Below are 19,196 nucleotides of genomic sequence, written 5' to 3'. Positions count from 1 at the left end.
CTCACTCGGCCACGATGCCCGTCCTGCGCACCACCTCGCCAAAGCGCTTGAGGCGGTCGGACATCATGGCCTCGAAGGCGGCGGGGCTCATTTCCTCGGGCGGGGTCACACCCCGGTCCTGCAGGCTGGACACCATGGCCGGCGCCGTGGCGGCCTGGCGCACGGCCTTGAAGAGGACCTGCACCACGGGCGCGGGCGTGCCGGCCGGCGCAGCCAGGCCGGTCCATGAGCTCATGTTCAGCTGCGGATAGCCCACCTCGGCCAGCGTGGGCACATCGGGCAGCTGCGCCACGCGCTGCTCGGAGGCCACGGCCAGGGCGCGCACCTTGCCTGCCTGGATGTGGGGCAGCATGGAGATGAGGTTGTCCAGGAACACCTGCACCTCGCCCGCCAGCACCGAGGTGACCAGCAGCGTGCCGCCCCGGTAGGGAACATGGGTGATGTCCAGGCCCGCATCGGCCTTGAACATCTCCATGTTGAGCTGGCCCATGCTGCCCGTGCCGCCGCTGCCGTAGTTGAGCTGGCCAGGGTGCTTTTTGGCATAGGCGATGAACTCCGCAAAGCTGCGGATGGGCAGGCTCGCGGGCACGACCAGCACATTGGGCAGGCGGCCCAGGATGGCGATGTTCTCGAAATCCTTGATGGGGTCGTAGCCCACCTTGGGCTGGGTCAGAGGATTGGCCAGGTGGCTGCTCTGCGAGGACACGACCAGGGTGTAGCCGTCCGGCTTGGCGCGCGCCACGGCCAGCGCGGCCACCGAGCCGCCCGCGCCGGGCCGGTTCTCCACGACGATGGGCACGCCCAGGATGCGTGCCATGGGCTCGGCGTACTGGCGTGCCATGGCATCCACCGAACCGCCCGGAGGGAACGGCACGATGAAGCTGATCTGGCGCGAGGGGTAGCCGGTGGCCTTGCCTTCGGCGGCCAGCGCCGCAAGCGGCGCCAGCATCCCCAGGCCCAGCCCCGCGCCAAGCACGCGGCGGCGGGAAGGGTGGCTGGCAGCCTGGCGGGCGATAGGGGTCATGCTCATGTCTCCTCCTTATGGAACTACCTCGGCTGCGCCCGGCCATCCGGGGCGCCCTGGGGGCGCCCTGGGCGTGCCCTGCTTACTCGGCCACGATATGGGCCTTGCGCACCACCTCGCCGAAGAGCTTCAGGCGCTCGGCCATCATCTTCTCGAACGCGGCAGGGCTCATCTCCTCGGGCGCGACCACGCCGCGCTCCTTGAGGCTGGCCACCATAGCAGGCGCGGTGGCGGCCTGGCGCACGGCCTTGTGCAGCGTCTGCACGATGGCGTCGGGCGTGCCCGCAGGCGCCGCGATGCCGGTCCAGGAGCTCATGTTGAGCTGGGGATAGCCGACCTCGGCCATGGTGGGCACGTCGGGCAGCATGGGCAGGCGCTGCTCCGAGGCCACGACCAGGGCTCGCACCTTGCCCGACTGCACATGGGGCAGCATGAAGACCAGGTTGTCGAGGATGAACTGCACCTCGTTGCCGATGGCCGCCGTGACCAGCGGCGAGCCGCCGCGGTAGGGAATGTGGGTGGCGAAGATGCCCGTGGCGGCCTTGAGCATTTCCACGTTGAGCTGGCCCATGCTGCCGATGCCGGCGCTGCCGTAGTTGACCTGGCCGGGACGCTTTTTCACGTACTCGATGAACTCCTGGAAGTTCTTCACGGGCAGGCTGGAATGCACCATCAGCGCATTGGGCTGGCGGCCCAGGATGGCGATGTTCTCGAAGTCCTTGATGGGGTCGTAGCCGATCTTGGGCTGGGTCAGCGGATTGGCCAGGTGGCTGCTTTGCGAGGACACGACCAGGGTGTAGCCGTCCGGCTTGGCGCGCGACACGTACTGCGTGGCGACCGAGCCACCCGCGCCGGGACGGTTCTCCACCACGATGGGCACGCCCAGGATGCGCGACAGGGGCTCGGCGTACTGGCGGCCCATGATGTCCACCGAGCCGCCGGGCGGAAACGGCACGACCAGCGTGATCGGGCGCGAGGGGTACTTGTCATCGGCGCGTGCGGCCAGCGGCGCCAGCGCGGACAGGCCCGCCAGGCCAAGGCCTGCGCCCAGCAGCTTGCGGCGGGTGGGGAAGGATGCATTCACGGACAGGTTTTTCATGGGTATCAGCGGAGTCAAGGATGGTCGAAGATGGCGAGGGCCACGGCCTGGGCGCGCGGCACGAAGGTGGCCAGCTCGCAGTACTCGCGCTCGGTATGGGGATGGCCGCCCACGGGGCCGGTGGCGCACAGCGTGGGCACGCCCACCGAGGCCGTGAGGCCGCTGTCGGCCGCGCCGCCCGTGAACTCGCCCTGCACGTCGAAGCCCAGCGACTGCGCGCCGCGACGGTACAGCTGCAGCAGCGCATCGGGCGTGGGCGCCATGGGCAGGGTGCGGCGCACGGCGGTGACGCGGCCCTGGGTGCGGGGCACGGATTCTTCCTCCACGATGGCGCGGATGCGCTCCATCAGCGCATCGGGATCGGTCTGGGCCGTGTAGCGCACATCGAGCTCGGCCTTGGCATGGGGCGCCACCATGTTCGGCACGATGCCGCCCTGCAGCACGCCCACATTGGTGGTCGTGCCCGTGGCGGGATCGGTCAGCGCATGCAGGGCCAGCAGCTTGCGCGCCATGGCTTCCAGCGCGCTGGCGCCGGCCGCGTGGTTGATGCCGGCGTGGGCGGCCACGCCCTGTACCTCGAACTCCACGGCCATCGATCCCTTGCGGCTGGTCACCAGGTTGCCGCTGACGCGGCCGGGCTCGGCATTGAAGACGGCGCGCGCACCGCGCACCGTGTCCATGATGGTCTGGCGCGTGGCGGGCGAGCCGATCTCCTCATCGCACGAGAAGAACAGCTTGAGCGGCGCGCCCAGGCCGCCGCAGCGCGCAAAGGCCTCGGCCACGAAGACGTTGAGCACCAGGCCCGACTTCATGTCGGCCACGCCGGGACCGTAGGCCCTGCCCTCTTCCACGCGGAAGGGGCGGCGCGCCACGGTGCCCGCCGGAAAGACCGTGTCCATATGGCCCATCAGATAGATGGGCGCGCCTTCGGCCGGGCCGTCCCCTTCGGGACCGGCGACATCGGCATGCAGCAGCACGCCGTAGCCGGGCACGTCCTCGAAACGCACGGCCACGCCGGCCGCCTCCAGCCGCTCGCGCAGTGCCTGGGCCACGGCCAGGATGCCGGCTTCGTCGCGGCTGCCGCTGTCGATATCGACAATCCTGTGCAACAGGTCTTGCATGGCCTGCTGCTGGCCGCCCAGCCAGTCCAGCAGTCTCGCGCGCTGCTGCACGCGGCTTTGTTCGAGGGTATCGTGCATGGTGGAATCTCCAGAGTGCATGCAGTGTTGCACGCGACCCCCTATTTTGCAACACACGTTGCATATACAAGAAAAACATGAAATCACCATTGCAAAAAGCCGCGCTGCTGCTGCCGCAGCGCCTGGCGCAGCAGGGCGCGGAACTGACGGCCAGCGAGCAGACGCTGGCCCAGACCCTGGGCAGCGACTATCCGCATGCGCTGCTGGAATCGGCCACCGCCCTGGCAGCGCGCACAGGCACCAGCGCCTCGACCGTGGTGCGCCTGTTCGCCAAGCTCGGCTATGCCAGCTATGCCGAGGCCCAGCGCGAGGCGCGCGGCGAGGTGACGGCGCTGCTGCAGACGGCTGCCCAGCGCGCGCCCGTGCTGCTGGGCGCGCAGCGCAGCCTGAGCGAGTGCGTGGACGATGCACTGCTGCACGACCAGCACAACATCCAGTCCACGCGCGAGGGGCTGGACATGGCGGCCTTCGAGGCCATGGCCCGGCAGCTCGCGCAGGACGAGGGCCGGGTGTTCGTGCTGGCCCAGCTCAACAGCTCGCCGGTCTCCGCCTGGCTGGCCCTGCACCTGAACATGTGCCGCCCCGGCGTGCAGCAGCTGGATGCAGGCGCCATCGCCCCGGCCGACCAGCTGCTGTGGGTAGGCCCCACCGACACGCTGCTGGCCTTCAGCGTGAGCCAGTATTCACGCGGCACCTACGAGGTGGCGCAGCGATTTTCGGAAGCCGGCGCCCGGGTGCTGGCCATCACCGACAGCCCCACGGCCCCCCTGGCCACCGTGGCCCACCACTGGCTGCAGGTGCGCACGGCCAATGCCTCGCCCTTTCACTCCTACACGGCCGCCTTCTACCTGTGCAATGCCCTGGTCTCGGCCGTGGCCCAGTTGCGCCATGCCGATGTGTCCGAGGCGCTGGCCCGGCGCGACGCGCTGTGGAGGGAGTTCAACCACCAGCTGATCAGGACGCCCGAGCCGCGCGGGCCGGCTCGCGCCGCGCGCAAGCCCACCGCGCGCAGGTCTTCTACATAGACCAGTAGTACTTGAAGCTCAGCGTGGCCTCGCGATCCACGCCGCGGAAGATGCCTGCGAAGTACTTGCGGTTGAACAGGTTGTTGATGTTCAGCGCGATGCGGTACTGCGGTGTCTCGTAGGCCAGCGCCAGGTCGGCCAGCGTGGCGGAGTCGTTGATGTTCAGCGTGCCGTCCGCCGCCACGTTGTAGGGAGAGCGACCCTTGTAGCGCAGGCCGCCGGCCACCATCAGGCCCGGCACCGCGCGCGGGCGGTAGTCCAGCCACAGGCTGGCCATGTGGCGTGTGGTCTGTATGGTCTGGCGGCCGATTTCGGCGGGCCGGTTGCTCTGCGTGGTGCGCGGGTCCAGGTAGGTGTAGCTGGCCAGCGCGTTCAGCTCGCGCGTGAGCGCGAAGCGGCCTTCCAGCTCCAGCCCCGTGGAGCGCACCTCGCCCGTCTGGATGCTGAAGCGCGGGTGGTCGGGGTCCAGCGTGGTGACGTTGGTCTGGCGCAGGTCGAAGACCGAGGCCGTGATCAGCGAGGTGCTTCCCGGAGGCTGGTACTTCACGCCCGCCTCGTACTGCTTGCCGCGCCGGGGCTCGAACGGATTGCCGTCGTACTGCAGGCCCGTGACCGGATCGAAGGAGGTCGCATAGCTCGCATAGGGCGCCCAGCCGCTGTCGAACAGGTAGAGCAGGCCCGCGCTGCCGGTGGTGGCGCTGTCGCTCATGCGCGGCTGGGTGCTGCTGTTCTGCGTGGTGCGCGCCTGGTCATGGCGCAGGCTGAGATTGGCCACCCAGCGGTCCCACTTGAACTGGTTGAGCGTGTAGATGCCGGTCTGGCGCAGGTCCGTGCGGCTGTCCTCCAGCTCTGGATAGGCGATGGACTGGCCATAGGCGGGGTCGAGCATGTCCAGGTCGGGCACATCCCAGCCAAAGCCCAGGCCGCCGCGCTCCCTGTACTTCACATGGTCCATGCCGAAGGCCAGCCGGTGCTGCAGCCCGCCCCAGCGCAGGTCCTTTTGCAGGCGGGTGTCCAACGCCAGCGTGCGGCCCTTGGTGCGCTGGGCCAGGCTGGCGCGCGAGACGCTTCGGCCGTCGGCCAGCACGTCCATGGCGTAGATATGGCGGTAATCGATGTCGATGGTGGAGTAGCGCAGGTTCTGCGTGAGCTGCCAGCCGCTGTCGGTCTGGTGCGAGAACTCGTAGCCCAGCGATCGCGTGTCGCGGTCGAAGCGGTCGAAGGACGGGTCGCCGGCGGTCAGGTGCGCAGGCAGGTCCTTGATCTGCGGGTAGGTGAACAGGCTGGGCCACCAGGACTTGGGCGTGCCGCGCTCGCGCGAGTAGCTGCCCAGCACGGTCAGGTGGGTGCGGCCGGAGAGGTTCCAGCGCAGCGAGGGCGCGATGGAGATGCGGTCATCGCGCGAGCCCACGGTGCGTCCGTCGCTGTCACGCGCCTTGAGGTTGAGCCGGTACAGCAGGTCGCCCGAGGCATCCAGCGCGCCGCCCAGATCGGCCGTGGCCTGGGCGCGCTGGTAGCGGCCATAGGACAGGCCCACGCTGTTCACATGGTCGGCCTCGGGTTTCTTGGAGACCACGTTGATCACGCCGCCCGGCCGCCCCTGGCCAAAGAGCACGGAGGCCGGGCCCTTGATGACCTCGATGCTGTCCAGCTCGTCGATCTCGTCGTTCCACGAACCATAGGTGCCGGCCGAGAACTGCCGCAGCCCGTCCTTGTAGTAGGAGCTGCCATCGCTGAAACCCCGGATGATGGCGCCCGTCATGCGCAGGTCCGCGCCCGTGACTTCGGTGGACACGCCGGCCGTGTACGACAGGGCCTGCTCGATGCTCTTGGGCGCCTGGTTCTGCAGCTGTTCCTGGGTGACGATGGAGATGGAGCGCGGCGTCTCGATCAGCGGCGTGTCCAGCTTGGTGCTGGCGCTCCTGCCGCTGCCCACGTAGCTGCCCGGCGCGGCCATGCGCTGCGAGGTCACGTTGACCGTGGACAGCGTGGTGCCCGCCGACGCCTGCGGCGCAGGCTCAGGCGCAGGCGCCTTTCGCAGCGTGAACGTGCCCTGCTCGGTGCTGTGCGCGGTCACGCCGGTGCCGGCCAACAGCCGGTCCATGGCCTCCTGCGGCGTGAAGCTGCCCCGGAGGGCCGGCGCCTGGCGGCCGCCCAGCACGGCTTCGTCGTACAGCACCTGGAACTGGGTCTGGCGGCCAAAGGCGCGCAGCGCGTTGATCAGCGGCTGGGCCGGCTGGTCAAAGGCCAGCCGCTGTCCGGATGACGGCATCGGTGAAGAGGCGGCCGGCTGCTGAAGCTGTTGCGCACGGGCGGACGGCGCGGCGCCCATGCCGGCCACGGCACCGGCCACCAGCCACGCCAGCAGGCGCGGACTGGCCTGCGGGCCGGCGCCCTGCTCCTTCATGTTCCTGCGTCGGGCATGTGTGCCCCTGCCTGCGAATTCCCTGCCTGCTGCTTCTTGCGCTCTCATTGCCACTCCGTTGCTGTGCCGTTGCACGGGCACGCGACGGGCAGGCCGCAGGCAGCCGTCGCGGGCGATCAGGAACCGCGCCGGACAAGCCATGCCAGCCCACCCGCGCATGCGCGTCAGGTGTTGCGGCCGTTGGCTGGGGCGTGAGGGACGAGCGCCTTCGGTGGTCCTTGGCTGGCAGCCGTGCGGGCCTGGAAAATCCACGCCCCTGCCCCTATAGAAGCCAAAACCGGTGCAAAGCTGGAACCTGGGGTTGGCCGTCAGTTTGAAACAAATTGTTTCCCAACCTTCGATTCATCCCCGCACGATCAGCCAACCTCCGCCGCTGCGCGGCTGCACGCGTACCGCAATCAAGGCCGGCAGCGCGCGCACAAAGCGCTCGGGCGCGGCCGTGGCCAGCAGGCCCGAGACACGCAGGCGGCCCAGCGACTCGTCGCCCAGCTCCACGGGCGCACCCAGATAGCGCGACAGCTCCTGCGCCACCTCCGCCAGCGGCGTGCCGCTGAAGCGCACCTGGCCCGTGCGCCAGTCGCCCACGCTGTCCGCATCGGCCACCACGGTGCTGTGCCGGCCGGCGCCGTCCACAGCCACGCCCGCGCCTGCCGCCAGCAGCAGGACATCGCCCCCGGCCCGGTCTCGCTCGGGCCGCAGTTGCACCTTGCCCTCCAGCACCTTCACCACCAGCCGCGGCGGCCCGGCGCGCACATTGAACGCGGTGCCCACCACCCGGACGCGGCTGGCGCCGGAGTCCACGGTGAAGGGCCTGTCCGGGCCGGGCGTGACCTCGAAGAAGGCCTCGCCCCGATCCAGCACCACCTCGCGGCGGCGCGGGTAGTAGCGCACCTGGAGTTCGCTGTCCACGTTGAGGGCCACGCGCGAGCCATCGGGCAGCTCGATGCTCTGCGTCTGCCCGGGCGCCGTGCGGGCCTGCAGCGTATAGCCTGGCGTGTGGTCCCAGCGGTACCAGCCACCCCAGGCCAGCAGCGAGACCACCGCCAGCACGGACAGGGCCGCCGCAGGGCGGCCGGGCCAGCGGGCAAGAACGCGCTGGCGCGGCGGCGCGGCCGCTGGTGCAGCGCAGACGGCAGGCGCGGCGGGCGGCACCGCTGCGCCGAACTCATCGGGAAACAATTCCCTGAGCTGTGGCGCGCCATGCCAGTGGCGCGACATGCCTTCGAAGATGCTGCGGTGCAGCGGGTGGGCGCCCAGCCACGCATCCAGCGCGCGCTCATCGGCGCCCGTCCAGTCCGGCTGCTGGCGGCGCACGAACCAGTCGGCCGCCCTGTCATGCAGCCCCACCAGCTCCTGCGGCGAAACGCCCGGGGGAAGTTCGTTGCTCATCGTGTGTTCTCTGCGGCGCCCGGCCGCTGCTCGTCTGCGCGCAGCAGGGCACGCATTTGCTCGGCGCTGGCGTAGCGTACGCGGATCTCGCAATAGGACAGTGCCCGGCTCAGGTGGCGCGAGACCATGCGCACGGTGATGTCCATGCGCTCGGCCGTCTGCTCCAGCGTCAGTTCCTGCACGCGGTGCAGCACGAAGGCCTGGCGCTGGCGCTCGGGCAGCTCGTTCAGGGCATCGCGCAGCCGGGCCAGGCGCTGGCGGCGCTCATCGTCCAGCGCATGGTCGGCTCCGTCGCGGGCCGGCAGGGCCTCGACCTCGTCGCGGCAATCCTCCACGGACACCAGCCGCACACCGGCCTGCTGCGGCGCCGTGCGGTGCGCGAAGGCCGCCACGCTGCGCACGACCTGATGCAGATAGGGCCGCTCTTCGTCCACGGGCAGGCGCTTGTCGGCCGACAGCATGCGCACGAAGACTTCCTGGGAGGCATCCTCGATATCGGCCGGGCTCTTGAAGTACCGCGCCAGCATGCGCTGCAGCGGCTTGCGCCAGCGGGTGTAGAGACTGCGGGAATGGCCACCGGGCTCTCCCGGGGCGTCGTCGCGCTTCATGGCAGGCATGGCACGGCGGACGTGGAAGTTGTCCGGTGGCGGGGAAATGGGGGCGGGATCTGGAGCACGGTGCAAACAGCTGAGCCGGCGATTGTATCGAGAACGATTCTCATCATCGTCTCGCCGCGGCCACAAAAAAGGGGCGCCGAAGCGCCCCCTTGATTGCCGTGCCCGCAAGGGCCGCACCGGTTCAGTGCTGCAGGATCTTGTTGAGGAATTCCTTGGTCCGGGGCTGGCGCGCTTCCGGGTTGCCGAAGAATTCGTCCTTGGAGCAGTCCTCCAGGATCTTGCCGCCCACGTCCATGAAGATCACGCGGCTGGCCACCTTGCGCGCAAAGCCCATTTCGTGGGTCACGCACATCATGGTCATGCCTTCGTTGGCCAGGCCGATCATCACGTCCAGCACTTCGCCGACCATTTCGGGGTCCAGCGCGGAGGTGGGTTCGTCGAACAGCATCACGATGGGGTCCATGGACAGCGCGCGCGCAATGGCCACGCGCTGCTGCTGGCCACCCGAAAGCTGGCCCGGGAACTTGTCCTTGTGCGCCGTCAGGCCCACGCGGTCCAGCATCTTGAGGCCGCGCTTCTTGGCGTCGTCCGGGCTGCGACCGAGCACCTTGATCTGGGCGATGGTCAGGTTCTCGGTCACCGACAGGTGCGGGAACAGCTCGAAGTGCTGGAACACCATGCCCACGCGGCTGCGCAGCTTGGGCAGGTTGGTCTTGGGATCGTGCACGGCCACGCCGTCCACGAAGATCTCGCCCTTCTGGAAGGGCTCCAGCGCGTTGATGGTCTTGATCAGCGTGGACTTGCCCGAGCCCGACGGGCCGCAGACCACCACGACCTCACCCTTCTGGATGTTGGTGGAGCAGTCGGTCAGCACTTGAAAGCTGCCGTACCACTTGGAAACGTTCTTGAGTTCAATCATTGCAATTCCTCAATGGGGTGCTGGCTCATCGAATGATGGCAATCTTTTTGTGCAGGCGCTTCACTGCCCAGGACAGCGAATAGCACAGCACGAAGTAGGTCACGCCAGCGGCCAGATAGGATTCGATGGGACGGCCGTAGTTCTTGCCGGCCACTTCGAAGCCCTTGAGCATGTCGTAGGCACCGATGGCATAGACCAGCGAGGTGTCCTGGAACAGGATGATGGTCTGCGTCAGCAGCACGGGCAGCATGTTGCGGAAGGCCTGGGGCAGCACCACGAGGCGCATGTTCTGCCCATAGGTCATGCCCATGGCCTGGCCCGCGAAGACCTGGCCGCGCGGAATGGACTGGATGCCCGCGCGCATGATCTCGCTGAAGTAGGCCGCCTCGAAGGCGATGAAGGTGATGATGGCCGAGACCTCGGCGCCGATGGGCCGACCGATGATCAGCGGCATCAGCAGGAAGAACCACAGGATCACCATCACCAGCGGCACGGAGCGCATGCCGTTGACGTAGAGCGTGGCGGGCACATCGAGCCATTTCTTGCCCGACAGGCGCATCAGCGCCAGCAGCGTGCCGAAGAGCACACCGCCGATGGTGGCGATGACGGTCAGCGTCAGGCTGAAGTACAGGCCCTTCAGCACGAAGTTGCTGAACAGGTCCCAGGTGAAGAACGACCAGTCGATTTGCAGGTTCATGTCAGTGTCCTCCGCCGCTGGCAGCGATCAGGCCCGGGACGCGCGAGCGCTTCTCGATGAAGGCCATGATGCGGTTGATGGCAAAGGCGGAGACCACGTACAGGCCGGTGACGGCCAGGTAGATCTCGATGCCGCGCGAAGTCTCTTCCTGCGCCTGCATGGCGAACATGGTCAGTTCGGCCACGGACACGGCAAACGCCACGGACGAGTTCTTGAACACGTTCATGGTCTCGCTGGTCAGCGGCGGAATGATGATGCGAAACGCCATGGGCAGCAGCACGTAGCGGTAGTACTGGAACGTGGTGAAACCCAGCGCCATGCCCGCGTACCGCTGGCCGCGAGGCAGCGCCTGGATGCCGGAACGCACCTGCTCGGCGATACGCGCCGAGGTGAAGAAGCCCAGCGCCAGCACCACGAGCACGAAGCCCGGCAGGGACTTCAGCGCGGGGAAGATGGACGGCACCACGTGGTACCACATGAAGATGTGGACCAGCAGCGGAATATTGCGGAACAGTTCGACCCAGGCATTGCCCAGCCGCACGATCCACGGCCGGTCGGGCAGCGTGCGCAGCGTGCCGATCAGCGAGCCGACGATCAATGCGATCAACAGCGACAGCAGCGACACGGAAATGGTCCAGCCCCAGGCCGACAGCATCCAGTCGAGGTAGGTGATGTCGCCGTTCTTGCCGAAGCAGCTTTGACCGACCTCTTGGGTAATGGTGTCCTGGCAGAACACCTGCCAATCCCAACTCATAGGAGCACCTCTTTATTCAGATTCTTGAAAAATGCACTACCGGCAAAAACGGCGCCGCAACAAAAAACGCCCCTTCCAACCGCATGGCAGAAGGGGCGGCATTCAGCTGGTGCTTACTTGACTTCGTACGACTCCATGGGCTTGTCGTTGGGGTTGGCCCATGCGTCCTTGGTGGCGTCGGACAGCGGCAGGCCGACCTTCACGTTGGCCGGGGGAATCGGCTGCATGAACCACTTGTCATAGAGCTTGGCCAGCGAGCCGTCGGCGATCTGGCGCTTGATGGAGTCGTCCACGGCCTTCTTGAAGGCGGGGTCGTCCTTGCGCAGCATGCAGGCGATGGGCTCGACCGACAGGGTTTCGCCGACGATCTTGTAGTCGGCAGGTGCCTTGGACTTGGAGATGTTGGCGGCCAGGATGGAGCCGTCCATGATGAAGGCGTCGGCACGGCCGGTTTCCAGCATCAGGAAGCTGTCGGCGTGGTCCTTGCCCATGACTTCCTTGAAGGTCAGGCCGTCGGCGCGCTTGTTTTTGCGCAGGGTCTGCACCGAGGTGGTGCCCGTCGTCGTGACGATGGTCTTGCCGTTCAGGTCCTTGATGCCGGTGATGCCGGAGTTGCCCTTGACGGCGATGCGCACTTCTTCCACATAGGTGGTCACGGCGAAGGCCACATCCTTTTGGCGGGCCTGGCTGTTGGTGGTGGAGCCGCACTCGATGTCCACGGTGCCATTGGTCACCAGGGGGATGCGGTTCTGCGAGGTGACGGGCTGGTACTTGATGTCCAGCTTGGCCAGGCCCAGCTGCTTCTGGATGTCGGCCAGCACGCGCTCGCCCATCTCGGTGTGGAAGCCCACGTACTTGCCATTGCCCAGCGTGTAGCCCAGGCCGGAGGATTCACGCACGCCCAGCGTCACGGCGCCGGAGGACTTGATCTTGGCCAGGGTGTCGCCAGCCTGCGCAAAAGCGCTGCCTGCAGCCAGGGCGGTCACGGCGATGGCCAACAAATGCTTCTTCATACGGGTCTCCTGAGATGAGAACGAAAACGGTCTTGAGAACGGTCGAGTCGCCTTGTGGGCTGGCTCGAACTATCAACGATGTGACACATATTGTGCAATCACGCACGGTGCTGGAGCACCGACACGTGCTAGGGCTTTCCAGCACGTCAGCCAGATTCAGGTAAGCAACTGCCGTGCCATGGCACGCGTTTTTTGCCCGATCCAGCGCGCCTGGGGGCCTGCACACGGCGTGGCTGCTGTGCGCGCACTCTAATGCCAGGCGTGGCAGCACAGCCAATGCCGTTTGCAGAAACCCTTATGCATGCCATGCATAATAGGTGTTTACCCTAGGCATAACCCATGCACCAAGTCGGTCTCTTGAAGGGCTTTGCCATGCACCAGCGTGCAGCAAAAAGGGGCTCGAGAGCCCCTTTGTCTTCATGAGTGCCGCCTGGCGTGTCAGCCGATGGTCTCGCCCTGCTCCAGCAGGAAGTTCCACAGCGCGCCGGCCACGCCCTGGGGCGCATCCTTGCTGGTGGGTTTTTCGCGGTAGGCGCGCACTTCCATGTCCATGCGGAAACCGTCGTCACCGGCAGGTGCGGCGCTGACCAGGCGGCCGGCCTCCAGCTCGTTGCGCACGGCGCTGAATGGCAAAAAGGCCACGCCATGGCCTTCCAGCGCCATGGCCTTGAGGCCTTCGGCCATGTCGGTCTCGTAGACGCGTTCCAGGTGCACGGCCTCGGCCGCTTCCTTGAGGATGAGTTCCGTCACGCGGCCCAGGTAGGCGCCCGGCGCATAGCCCAGGTAGGGCAGCGGCTGGCCCTGGCGGCCCGGCAGCTGGTGCAGCGGCAGGCCGTCGGCGTCGGGCCTGGCGTAGGGGGCGAGCACCTCATGGCCCAGGCTGACCATCTCGTAGCGCGCCGGGTCAAGCTGGAAGGGCTGGGACGGATGGAAGTAGGCGATCAGCAGGTCGCAGCCGCCCTCGACCAGGCGCATCACGGCGTCGTGCACGTTGAGCGCGAACAGCCGGCTGCGGAACGGCCCGAACTTGGCCTGCACGCTGGAGACCCAGTTCGGGAAGAAGGTGAAGGCCAGCGTGTGCGGCACGGCAAACCCCACCATGCCCTTGCCCGCGCTGACATGGGCCCGCAGCATGGTGCGCGTGCTCTGCAGCGACTGCAGCATCTCCAGCGCCTGGTCATACATGGTCTTGCCGGCCGGCGTGAGCCGGGTCGGGTAGGAGCTGCGGTCCACAAGGTCGGTGCCGGCCCAGGCCTCCAGTGCCTGGATGCGGCGCGAGAACGCAGGTTGCGTCACGTGCCGCAGTTGGGCGGAGCGGCTGAAACTGCGTGTTTCAGCCAGGCTGACGAAATCTTCTAGCCATTTGGTTTCCATGGGCCTCATTATCCGCTGTGATGGAAGGCACCCCCTGAGCGGCTACGCCGCTTCCCCCTCTCTCTCCGGGAGGGGGACGGCACCCTCGGTGCGGGGCGGCCCTTCCTCGGTGCCTCCACGCCGGGGCATGCCCGTATCAACGTCCCGCATGGGCCGCCACACTGAGGAAACCGCCATCTGATGCGGCGCTCGTATGCGCACATAATGGCGCTGCGCCGCATTTACCCAATGTGACATTTTTTCCTCACGGCCCCCGGCACACGACGCCGAGGAAGCTCAGTGACTGCATCTGCCCCGCCATGTGTAATTTTCTGACTCCCCGCGTCCATGTCATCCCCTCCCACCGAAAACGGCGCCGCTGAGACGCCTTCCCAGCCGGACGAGCCGCGTTCGCTGCGCATCGAGGACTGGCTCACCGTGGTCATCATGGCCCTGCTGGCCCTGATCACCTTCGCCAATGTGCTGGTGCGCTACTTCACCTCCTCGTCCTTCGCGTGGACCGAGGAAATCTCGGTCTTCCTGATGATCCTGCTGGCCATGGTCGCGGGCTCGGCGGCCGTGGCGCGCAACGCCCACATCCGCATCGAATACTTCGCCGAAGGCGGCAGCGCCCTGCGCAGGAAGCGCCTGGCGCGCTTCGGCACGCTGATGGTGGCCCTGCTGTTCGCGGTGATCGCCGCACTGAGCGTGCGCGTGGTCTGGGACGACTACCGTTTCGAGGAAACCTCGCCCGGCATCGGCGTGCCGCAGTGGTGGTATTCGATGTGGCTGCCCATCTGCTCGGCGCTGATCACGCTGCGCGCGCTGCAACTGTTCCTGCGCCAGGGGCGCCCCGGCGCCTTCGTGGACGAGGAGAAGGCGCCATGATCGCGACCCTGCTCTTCATCGCCTTCCTGGGCCTGATGCTCCTGGGCGTGCCCATCGGCGCGGCCCTGGGCCTGGCAGGTGCGGCCGCCATCGCGCTGGCCAGCCCCGACACGCAGTGGTTCGGCCTGCTGGCCGTGCCGCAGAACTTCTATGCCGGCCTGGGCAAGTACCCGCTGCTGGCGATTCCGATGTTCGTGCTCGTAGGCTCGATCTTCGACCGCTCGGGCGTGGCGCTGCGCCTGGTGAACTTCGCCGTGGCCATCGTGGGCCGCGGCCCCGGCATGCTGCCCCTGGTGGCGATTGCCGTGGCCATGTTCCTGGGCGGCATCTCGGGCTCGGGCCCGGCCAATGCCGCTGCCGTGGGCGGCGTGATGATCGCGGCCATGAGCCGCGCCGGCTATCCCGGCAGCTTCTCGGCCAGCGTGGTGGGCGCGGCTGCGGCCACCGACATCCTGATCCCGCCGTCCGTGGCCTTCATCATCTACTCGGTGCTGGTGCCCGGCGCCTCGGTGCCGGCGCTGTTTGCGGCCGGCATGATCCCCGGCATCCTGGCCGGCGTGGCGCTGATCGTTCCGGCCGTGTGGATGTCGCGCAGGCACAGGATGGGTGCGCTGGAATCGTCCATGCCGCGCCCGCCGTTCTGGCGCAGCCTGCGCGAGGCCTCCTGGGGCCTGGCCGCCCCGGTGCTGATCCTGGGCGGCATGCGCGCCGGCTGGTTCACCCCTACCGAGGCCGCCGTGGTGGCCGTGTTCTACGGCCTGTTCGTGGGCATGGTGATCCACCGCACCATCACGCTGCGCGACCTGTATCCCATCCTGCGCGAGGCCGGCGAGCTGTCGGCCGTGATCCTGCTGGTGGTGTCGCTGGCCGGCATCTTCGCGTTCTCGCTGTCCACGCTGGGCGTGATCGATCCGGTGGCCAAGGCCATCGTGGAATCGGGCCTGGGCGAGTACGGCGTGATGGCGCTGCTGATCCTGCTGCTGATCACCGTGGGCATGTTCCTGGACGGCATCTCCATCTTCCTGATCTTCGTGCCGCTGCTGCTGCCGATCATGCAGCACTACCACTGGGACCCGGTGTGGTTCGGCGTCATCCTCACGCTCAAGGTGGCGCTGGGCCAGTTCACGCCTCCGCTGGCCGTGAACCTGATGGTGTCCTGCCGCATCGCGGGCGTGCGCATGGAGTCCACCGTGCGCTGGGTCGGCCCCATGCTGCTGGCCATGTTCCTGGTGATGATCGCCGTGATCGCCTTCCCGCAGCTGGCTCTCTGGCTCCCAGCACGCCTGGGCTACTGATTTCCCAAAAATTCAACAAGGAGACCTTCGCAATGAAACTTCGCACTTTCCTCGCCAGCGGCCTGGCCGCAGCGGCGGCCCTGGCCCTTTCGTCCGCTCCCGCAGTGGCGCAGACTCCGGCCAAGTACAAGAGCGAGTACCGCATGTCGCTGGTGCTGGGCACGGCCTTTCCCTGGGGCAAGGGCGGCGAGATCTGGGCCAACAAGGTGCGCGAGCGCACCAACGGCCGCATCAACATCAAGCTCTACCCAGGCGTGTCCCTGATCCAGGGCGACCAGACGCGCGAATTCAGCGCGCTGCGCCAGGGCGTGATCGACATGGCCGTGGGCTCCACGCTGAACTGGTCGCCCCAGATCAAGGAGCTGAACCTGTTCGCCCTGCCCTTCCTGATGCCCGACTACGCGGCTGCCGACGCTCTCACGCATGGCGAGCCCGGCAAGCGCCTGTTCCAGCGCCTGGACAAGGCCGGCGTGGTGCCGCTGGCCTGGGGCGAGAACGGCTACCGCGAGATCAGCAACTCCAAGCACGCCATCAAGACCCCTGCCGACCTCAAGGGCCTGAAGATCCGCGTCGTGGGCTCGCCGCTGTTCCTGGACACCTTCACCGCGCTGGGCGCCAACCCCACGCAGATGAGCTGGGCCGATGCCCAGCCCGCCATGGCCAGCGGCGCCGTGGACGGCCAGGAAAACCCCGTCTCGGTCTACATGGCCGCCAAGCTGCAGTCCGTGGGCCAGAAGCATCTGACGCTGTGGGGCTACATCAACGATCCGCTGATCTTCGTGGTCAACAAGGACATCTGGGCCACCTGGACCAAGGAAGACCAGGACATCGTGCGTCAGGCCGCCGTGGACGCGGCCAAGGAGCAGGTCGTGATCGCGCGCAAGGGCATGATCGAGGCCGACAAGCCCCTGCTCAAGGACCTGGCCGCCAACGGCGTGACCGTGACCCAGCTCACGCCGGCCGAGCGCGAAGCCTTCGTCAAGGCCACGCGCCCCGTCTACGACAAGTGGAAGCAGCAGGTCGGCGCCGACCTGGTGGATGTGGCGGAGAAAGCCATTGCCGCGCGAACTCGTTAGAATGCTATCGGTTGATCGCACACTCCGGTAGAAGCAAAAGGCCCCGCTCTGCGGGGCCTTTTTTTCGCCATCCTGCTTCGCAAGGACGACCAGGACTTCAGCCCGCCCATCAAGGCATGCCTTGCTGCGAAGCCGGTCCAGCGAAATGGCACAGGCACAGCCCCTGCTGCCTATGGGGCAGGGGCACGGGCAGCGGCTCCCGCGTCCGTCGCGCCACCCAGCAACATATCTGCCCCCATCTCGCACAGCAGCTCCTCCAGTGCGCCCGAGGCGATCAGCGGCGAAGCCTCCAGCGAGGCAAAGCGCACCGTGCCCAGCACGGCCCGCGTGGCCACGTAAAGGCGCGCATAGGACAGCGAGGGGCCGCCCCAGCGCTGCAGGTGGGCGGCCATGCGCTCGGCGGTCTCGCGCATGGACAGGGCAATGCGCTCGTCACCATCCTGGCGCCAGGCAAAGCGCGCCAGCTTGCGCCGCGCAGGCGTACGGCCCGCAAAGCCCTCGACGATGCAGGCGACCACGCCGCGCGCCACGGCCTCGCGCGGCAGGCCCTGCTCCGACGCCTGCTCCAGCCAGGCCTCGATGGCCGCGACGGCCGCACGGCGCTGGCCATCGACCATGGCGCGCAAGACGGCCTGCTTGTCGGGGAAGTACTGGTAGAGCGTGCCGATGGAGACGCCTGCGCGATCGGCAATGCGATTGGTGGTGAGCGCGGCTTCGCCCTCCTTGACCAGAATCTGAGCTGCTGCCTGAAGAATGGCCTCCAGCGTGCGCTGCGCACGGGCCTGCACGGGCTGTCTTCTTCTCTGGGATTCAGTGGTAGCGGAGGTATGGGAGGGCATGCGGCAAAACCTGAGCACAAGGCGAGTTTTCTGCCCGGAGTTTAAGCACTACAGTGGCCGGCCATTGCAGCAAATCCCAAGGAATACACCATGAAGAAGCATCAGCACACCGGCGCGTGGGAAGCCCTGCCGTGAAGGGCGTGCAACTGCTGGCCCTGGCCGCCGCCCTGTTCGACACGGCGGCCGCGCTGGCCCACTTCGCCTGCATCGTCTGGGGGGGACGTGGGCTGCGGCTCATGGGTGCCGGCGAGCGCATGGCGCGCATGGCCGAGGCCGGGCACTGGTATCCGCCGCTGGTGTCGGCGGCCATCGGCGTGGTGCTGTCGCTGCTGGCGGGGTATGCGCTGGCAGGCGCGGGCCTGCTGGGTCCCCTGCCCTTCATGCGCCCGGTGCTGGCCGGGGCCGGCCTGGTGCTGGTGGCGCGGGCCGCGGCCTTTCCGTGGCTGAAACCGCGGTTCCCGAACAACAGCGACCGCTTCTGGCATGTGTCCTCGGCCCTCTGCCTGGTCATGGGGCTGCTGCACCTGGCAGCAGCTGCCGGGATGGCACAGGGCTGAATCCAGCCTCAGGCCGTGACCGGCGAGACCAGCGGGCGGCCTTCCAGGTGGCAGCGCATGTTGGCGATGAAGCGGTCCACCGAGGCCTGCACGGCTTCGGGCGACCAGCCGCCCACATGGGGCGTGAGCACCACGGCGTCCAGGTCCAGCAGTTCGGCCGGGGGCGCGGGTTCGCTTTCGTAGACATCCAGGCCCGCGCCGGCAAGGCGGCCTTCGCGCACGGCGGCGGCCAGGGCGGCGGTATCGACCACGCTGCCGCGCGCGATATTGACCAGGTGGCCCTGCGGGCCCAGTGCGTCCAGCACCTGGGCGTTGACGAGATGGCGCGTACCCGGGCCGCCCGGCGTGGCGACCAGCAGCACATCGGCCCATTGCGCCAGGGAAAGCAGGTCGCCGAAGTAGCGGTGGGGCAGCCCGCTGCGCGGGCTGCGGTTGTGGTAGCCGATTTCCATCTCGAAGCCCAGCGCGCGCTGGGCGATCTTGGCGCCGATGGCGCCCATGCCCAGGATGCCCAGGCGCTTGTGCGAGACATTGGGCGGCAGCGGCATGGCGGTGCGCCAGACGCCGTCGCGCGTGGCGCGGTCCAGGCGCACCAGGCCGCGCACGGAGGCGATCAGCAGGCCCATGGCATGGTCGGCCACGCAGTCGTCATTGGTGCCTGCGCCATTGCCCACGGCAATGCCGTTGGCCTGCGCATGGGCGACATCGATGTTCTCGTAGCCCGCGCCCAGCGCGCAGACCAGCCTGAGGGCGGGCATGCGCTGCATCTGCGCGGCCGACAGGCCGATGGAGCCTATGGTCAGCACGGCCTGTATGCGCGTGCCGTGCTCGGCGATGGCGGCCTCGCACTGGGCGGCGTCGGGCGCGTAGAGCAGGTCGAAGGAGGGAAAGGCCTGGGCCATCTGGCGCAGATGGGCCTCGGTATTGAAGTTGAGGACGAGCAGGGCAGGTTGCATGGCAGGAAGGCGGCGCCCGCCGCCACAGGGCGGGCCTTGGGGGAAAACCTCATTGTGCGCCGGCCGGCCGG

The 19,196-nt window shown here is 67.8% G+C and carries 18 protein-coding genes; 5 read left to right on the top strand and 13 right to left on the bottom strand.

All coding sequences use genetic code 11. From position 1 onward, the window contains the following. Window position 1: 1 nt before the first annotated feature. The 3 genes from GRX31_RS12515 to GRX31_RS12505 all read right to left on the bottom strand — a co-directional run bounded on the left by GRX31_RS12515 (window position 2) and on the right by GRX31_RS12505 (window position 3,322). The gene (locus GRX31_RS12515) at window positions 2-1,030 is read right to left on the bottom strand and encodes a Bug family tripartite tricarboxylate transporter substrate binding protein (RefSeq protein ID WP_126311318.1); all 1,029 of its coding nucleotides are present in this window, start codon (window positions 1,028-1,030) and stop codon (window positions 2-4) included. Window positions 1,031-1,106: 76 nt separating this feature from the next. After that, window positions 1,107-2,123, bottom strand: a complete 1,017-nt coding sequence (locus GRX31_RS12510) for a Bug family tripartite tricarboxylate transporter substrate binding protein (RefSeq protein ID WP_016450281.1) — start codon at window positions 2,121-2,123, stop codon at window positions 1,107-1,109. A gap of 14 nt (window positions 2,124-2,137) precedes the next feature. After that, window positions 2,138-3,322, bottom strand: coding sequence for a M20 family metallopeptidase (locus tag GRX31_RS12505; RefSeq protein ID WP_160852950.1), 1,185 nt, complete (start codon window positions 3,320-3,322; stop codon window positions 2,138-2,140). A gap of 77 nt (window positions 3,323-3,399) precedes the next feature. On the opposite strand from GRX31_RS12505, the gene GRX31_RS12500 reads away from it, so the two are divergent. Next, window positions 3,400-4,347 carry a MurR/RpiR family transcriptional regulator gene (locus GRX31_RS12500; RefSeq protein WP_047326181.1) on the top strand — a complete coding sequence of 316 codons (948 nt, stop codon included), beginning with the start codon at window positions 3,400-3,402 and terminating at the stop codon, window positions 4,345-4,347. Here the strand turns inward: GRX31_RS12500 and GRX31_RS12495 are convergent. The 8 genes from GRX31_RS12495 to GRX31_RS12460 all read right to left on the bottom strand — a co-directional run bounded on the left by GRX31_RS12495 (window position 4,340) and on the right by GRX31_RS12460 (window position 13,535). After that, window positions 4,340-6,754 carry a TonB-dependent siderophore receptor gene (locus GRX31_RS12495; protein ID WP_160852948.1) on the bottom strand — a complete coding sequence of 805 codons (2,415 nt, stop codon included), beginning with the start codon at window positions 6,752-6,754 and terminating at the stop codon, window positions 4,340-4,342. The genes GRX31_RS12500 and GRX31_RS12495 overlap by 8 nt on opposite strands. A gap of 360 nt (window positions 6,755-7,114) precedes the next feature. Further along, the gene (locus tag GRX31_RS12490) at window positions 7,115-8,161 is read right to left on the bottom strand and encodes a FecR family protein (RefSeq protein WP_046987577.1); all 1,047 of its coding nucleotides are present in this window, start codon (window positions 8,159-8,161) and stop codon (window positions 7,115-7,117) included. After that, window positions 8,158-8,769, bottom strand: a complete 612-nt coding sequence (locus tag GRX31_RS12485; RefSeq protein ID WP_224986090.1) for an RNA polymerase sigma factor — start codon at window positions 8,767-8,769, stop codon at window positions 8,158-8,160. The genes GRX31_RS12490 and GRX31_RS12485 overlap by 4 nt, the downstream gene beginning before the upstream one ends. 190 nt (window positions 8,770-8,959) lie before the next feature. After that, complete coding sequence (locus GRX31_RS12480) at window positions 8,960-9,697, bottom strand: amino acid ABC transporter ATP-binding protein (protein WP_160852946.1); 738 nt, start codon at window positions 9,695-9,697, stop codon at window positions 8,960-8,962. Window positions 9,698-9,722: 25 nt separating this feature from the next. Beyond that, complete coding sequence (locus GRX31_RS12475; protein WP_016450274.1) at window positions 9,723-10,394, bottom strand: amino acid ABC transporter permease; 672 nt, start codon at window positions 10,392-10,394, stop codon at window positions 9,723-9,725. Window position 10,395: 1 nt separating this feature from the next. Further along, window positions 10,396-11,148 (bottom strand): amino acid ABC transporter permease, encoded by a 753-nt coding sequence (locus tag GRX31_RS12470; protein WP_016450273.1) that lies wholly within the window; start codon window positions 11,146-11,148, stop codon window positions 10,396-10,398. Window positions 11,149-11,261: 113 nt separating this feature from the next. Then, window positions 11,262-12,161: a transporter substrate-binding domain-containing protein gene (locus GRX31_RS12465; protein WP_016450272.1), complete on the bottom strand. Its 900-nt coding sequence runs from the start codon at window positions 12,159-12,161 to the stop codon at window positions 11,262-11,264. Between the two features lie 438 nt (window positions 12,162-12,599). Further along, window positions 12,600-13,535, bottom strand: a complete 936-nt coding sequence (locus GRX31_RS12460) for a LysR substrate-binding domain-containing protein (protein WP_016450271.1) — start codon at window positions 13,533-13,535, stop codon at window positions 12,600-12,602. A gap of 327 nt (window positions 13,536-13,862) precedes the next feature. Here GRX31_RS12460 and GRX31_RS12455 point away from each other — a divergent pair, with 327 nt between their 5' ends. The 3 genes from GRX31_RS12455 to GRX31_RS12445 are packed head-to-tail and all read left to right on the top strand — an operon-like array spanning window position 13,863 to window position 16,773. Next, window positions 13,863-14,402, top strand: a complete 540-nt coding sequence (locus GRX31_RS12455; RefSeq protein WP_016450270.1) for a TRAP transporter small permease — start codon at window positions 13,863-13,865, stop codon at window positions 14,400-14,402. Beyond that, on the top strand, window positions 14,399-15,697 hold the full coding sequence (locus GRX31_RS12450; RefSeq protein ID WP_016451794.1) for a TRAP transporter large permease: 1,299 nt from the start codon (window positions 14,399-14,401) through the stop codon (window positions 15,695-15,697). The genes GRX31_RS12455 and GRX31_RS12450 overlap by 4 nt, the downstream gene beginning before the upstream one ends. 32 nt (window positions 15,698-15,729) lie before the next feature. Continuing rightward, window positions 15,730-16,773: a DctP family TRAP transporter solute-binding subunit gene (locus GRX31_RS12445; RefSeq protein ID WP_016451795.1), complete on the top strand. Its 1,044-nt coding sequence runs from the start codon at window positions 15,730-15,732 to the stop codon at window positions 16,771-16,773. 170 nt (window positions 16,774-16,943) lie between these two features. Here GRX31_RS12445 and GRX31_RS12440 read toward each other — a convergent pair whose 3' ends face one another. After that, entirely contained in the window at window positions 16,944-17,612 is a 669-nt protein-coding gene (locus GRX31_RS12440) for a TetR/AcrR family transcriptional regulator (protein WP_160852944.1), read from the bottom strand. Window positions 17,613-17,728: 116 nt separating this feature from the next. Between GRX31_RS12440 and GRX31_RS12435 the strand changes: the two genes are divergently transcribed. After that, window positions 17,729-18,169, top strand: a complete 441-nt coding sequence (locus GRX31_RS12435) for a hypothetical protein (RefSeq protein WP_337193896.1) — start codon at window positions 17,729-17,731, stop codon at window positions 18,167-18,169. An 8-nt stretch (window positions 18,170-18,177) separates the two neighbouring features. Here GRX31_RS12435 and GRX31_RS12430 read toward each other — a convergent pair whose 3' ends face one another. After that, complete coding sequence (locus GRX31_RS12430) at window positions 18,178-19,125, bottom strand: 2-hydroxyacid dehydrogenase (RefSeq protein ID WP_160852942.1); 948 nt, start codon at window positions 19,123-19,125, stop codon at window positions 18,178-18,180. Between the last annotated feature and the right edge of the window lie 71 nt (window positions 19,126-19,196).

The organism is Delftia sp. CH05, assembly GCF_009827015.1.
Taxonomy (GTDB): domain Bacteria; phylum Pseudomonadota; class Gammaproteobacteria; order Burkholderiales; family Burkholderiaceae_C; genus Comamonas; species Comamonas tsuruhatensis.
The sequence above is the reverse complement of the archived record's forward strand: the minus strand, read 5'-3'. Positions and strand labels throughout refer to the sequence as shown.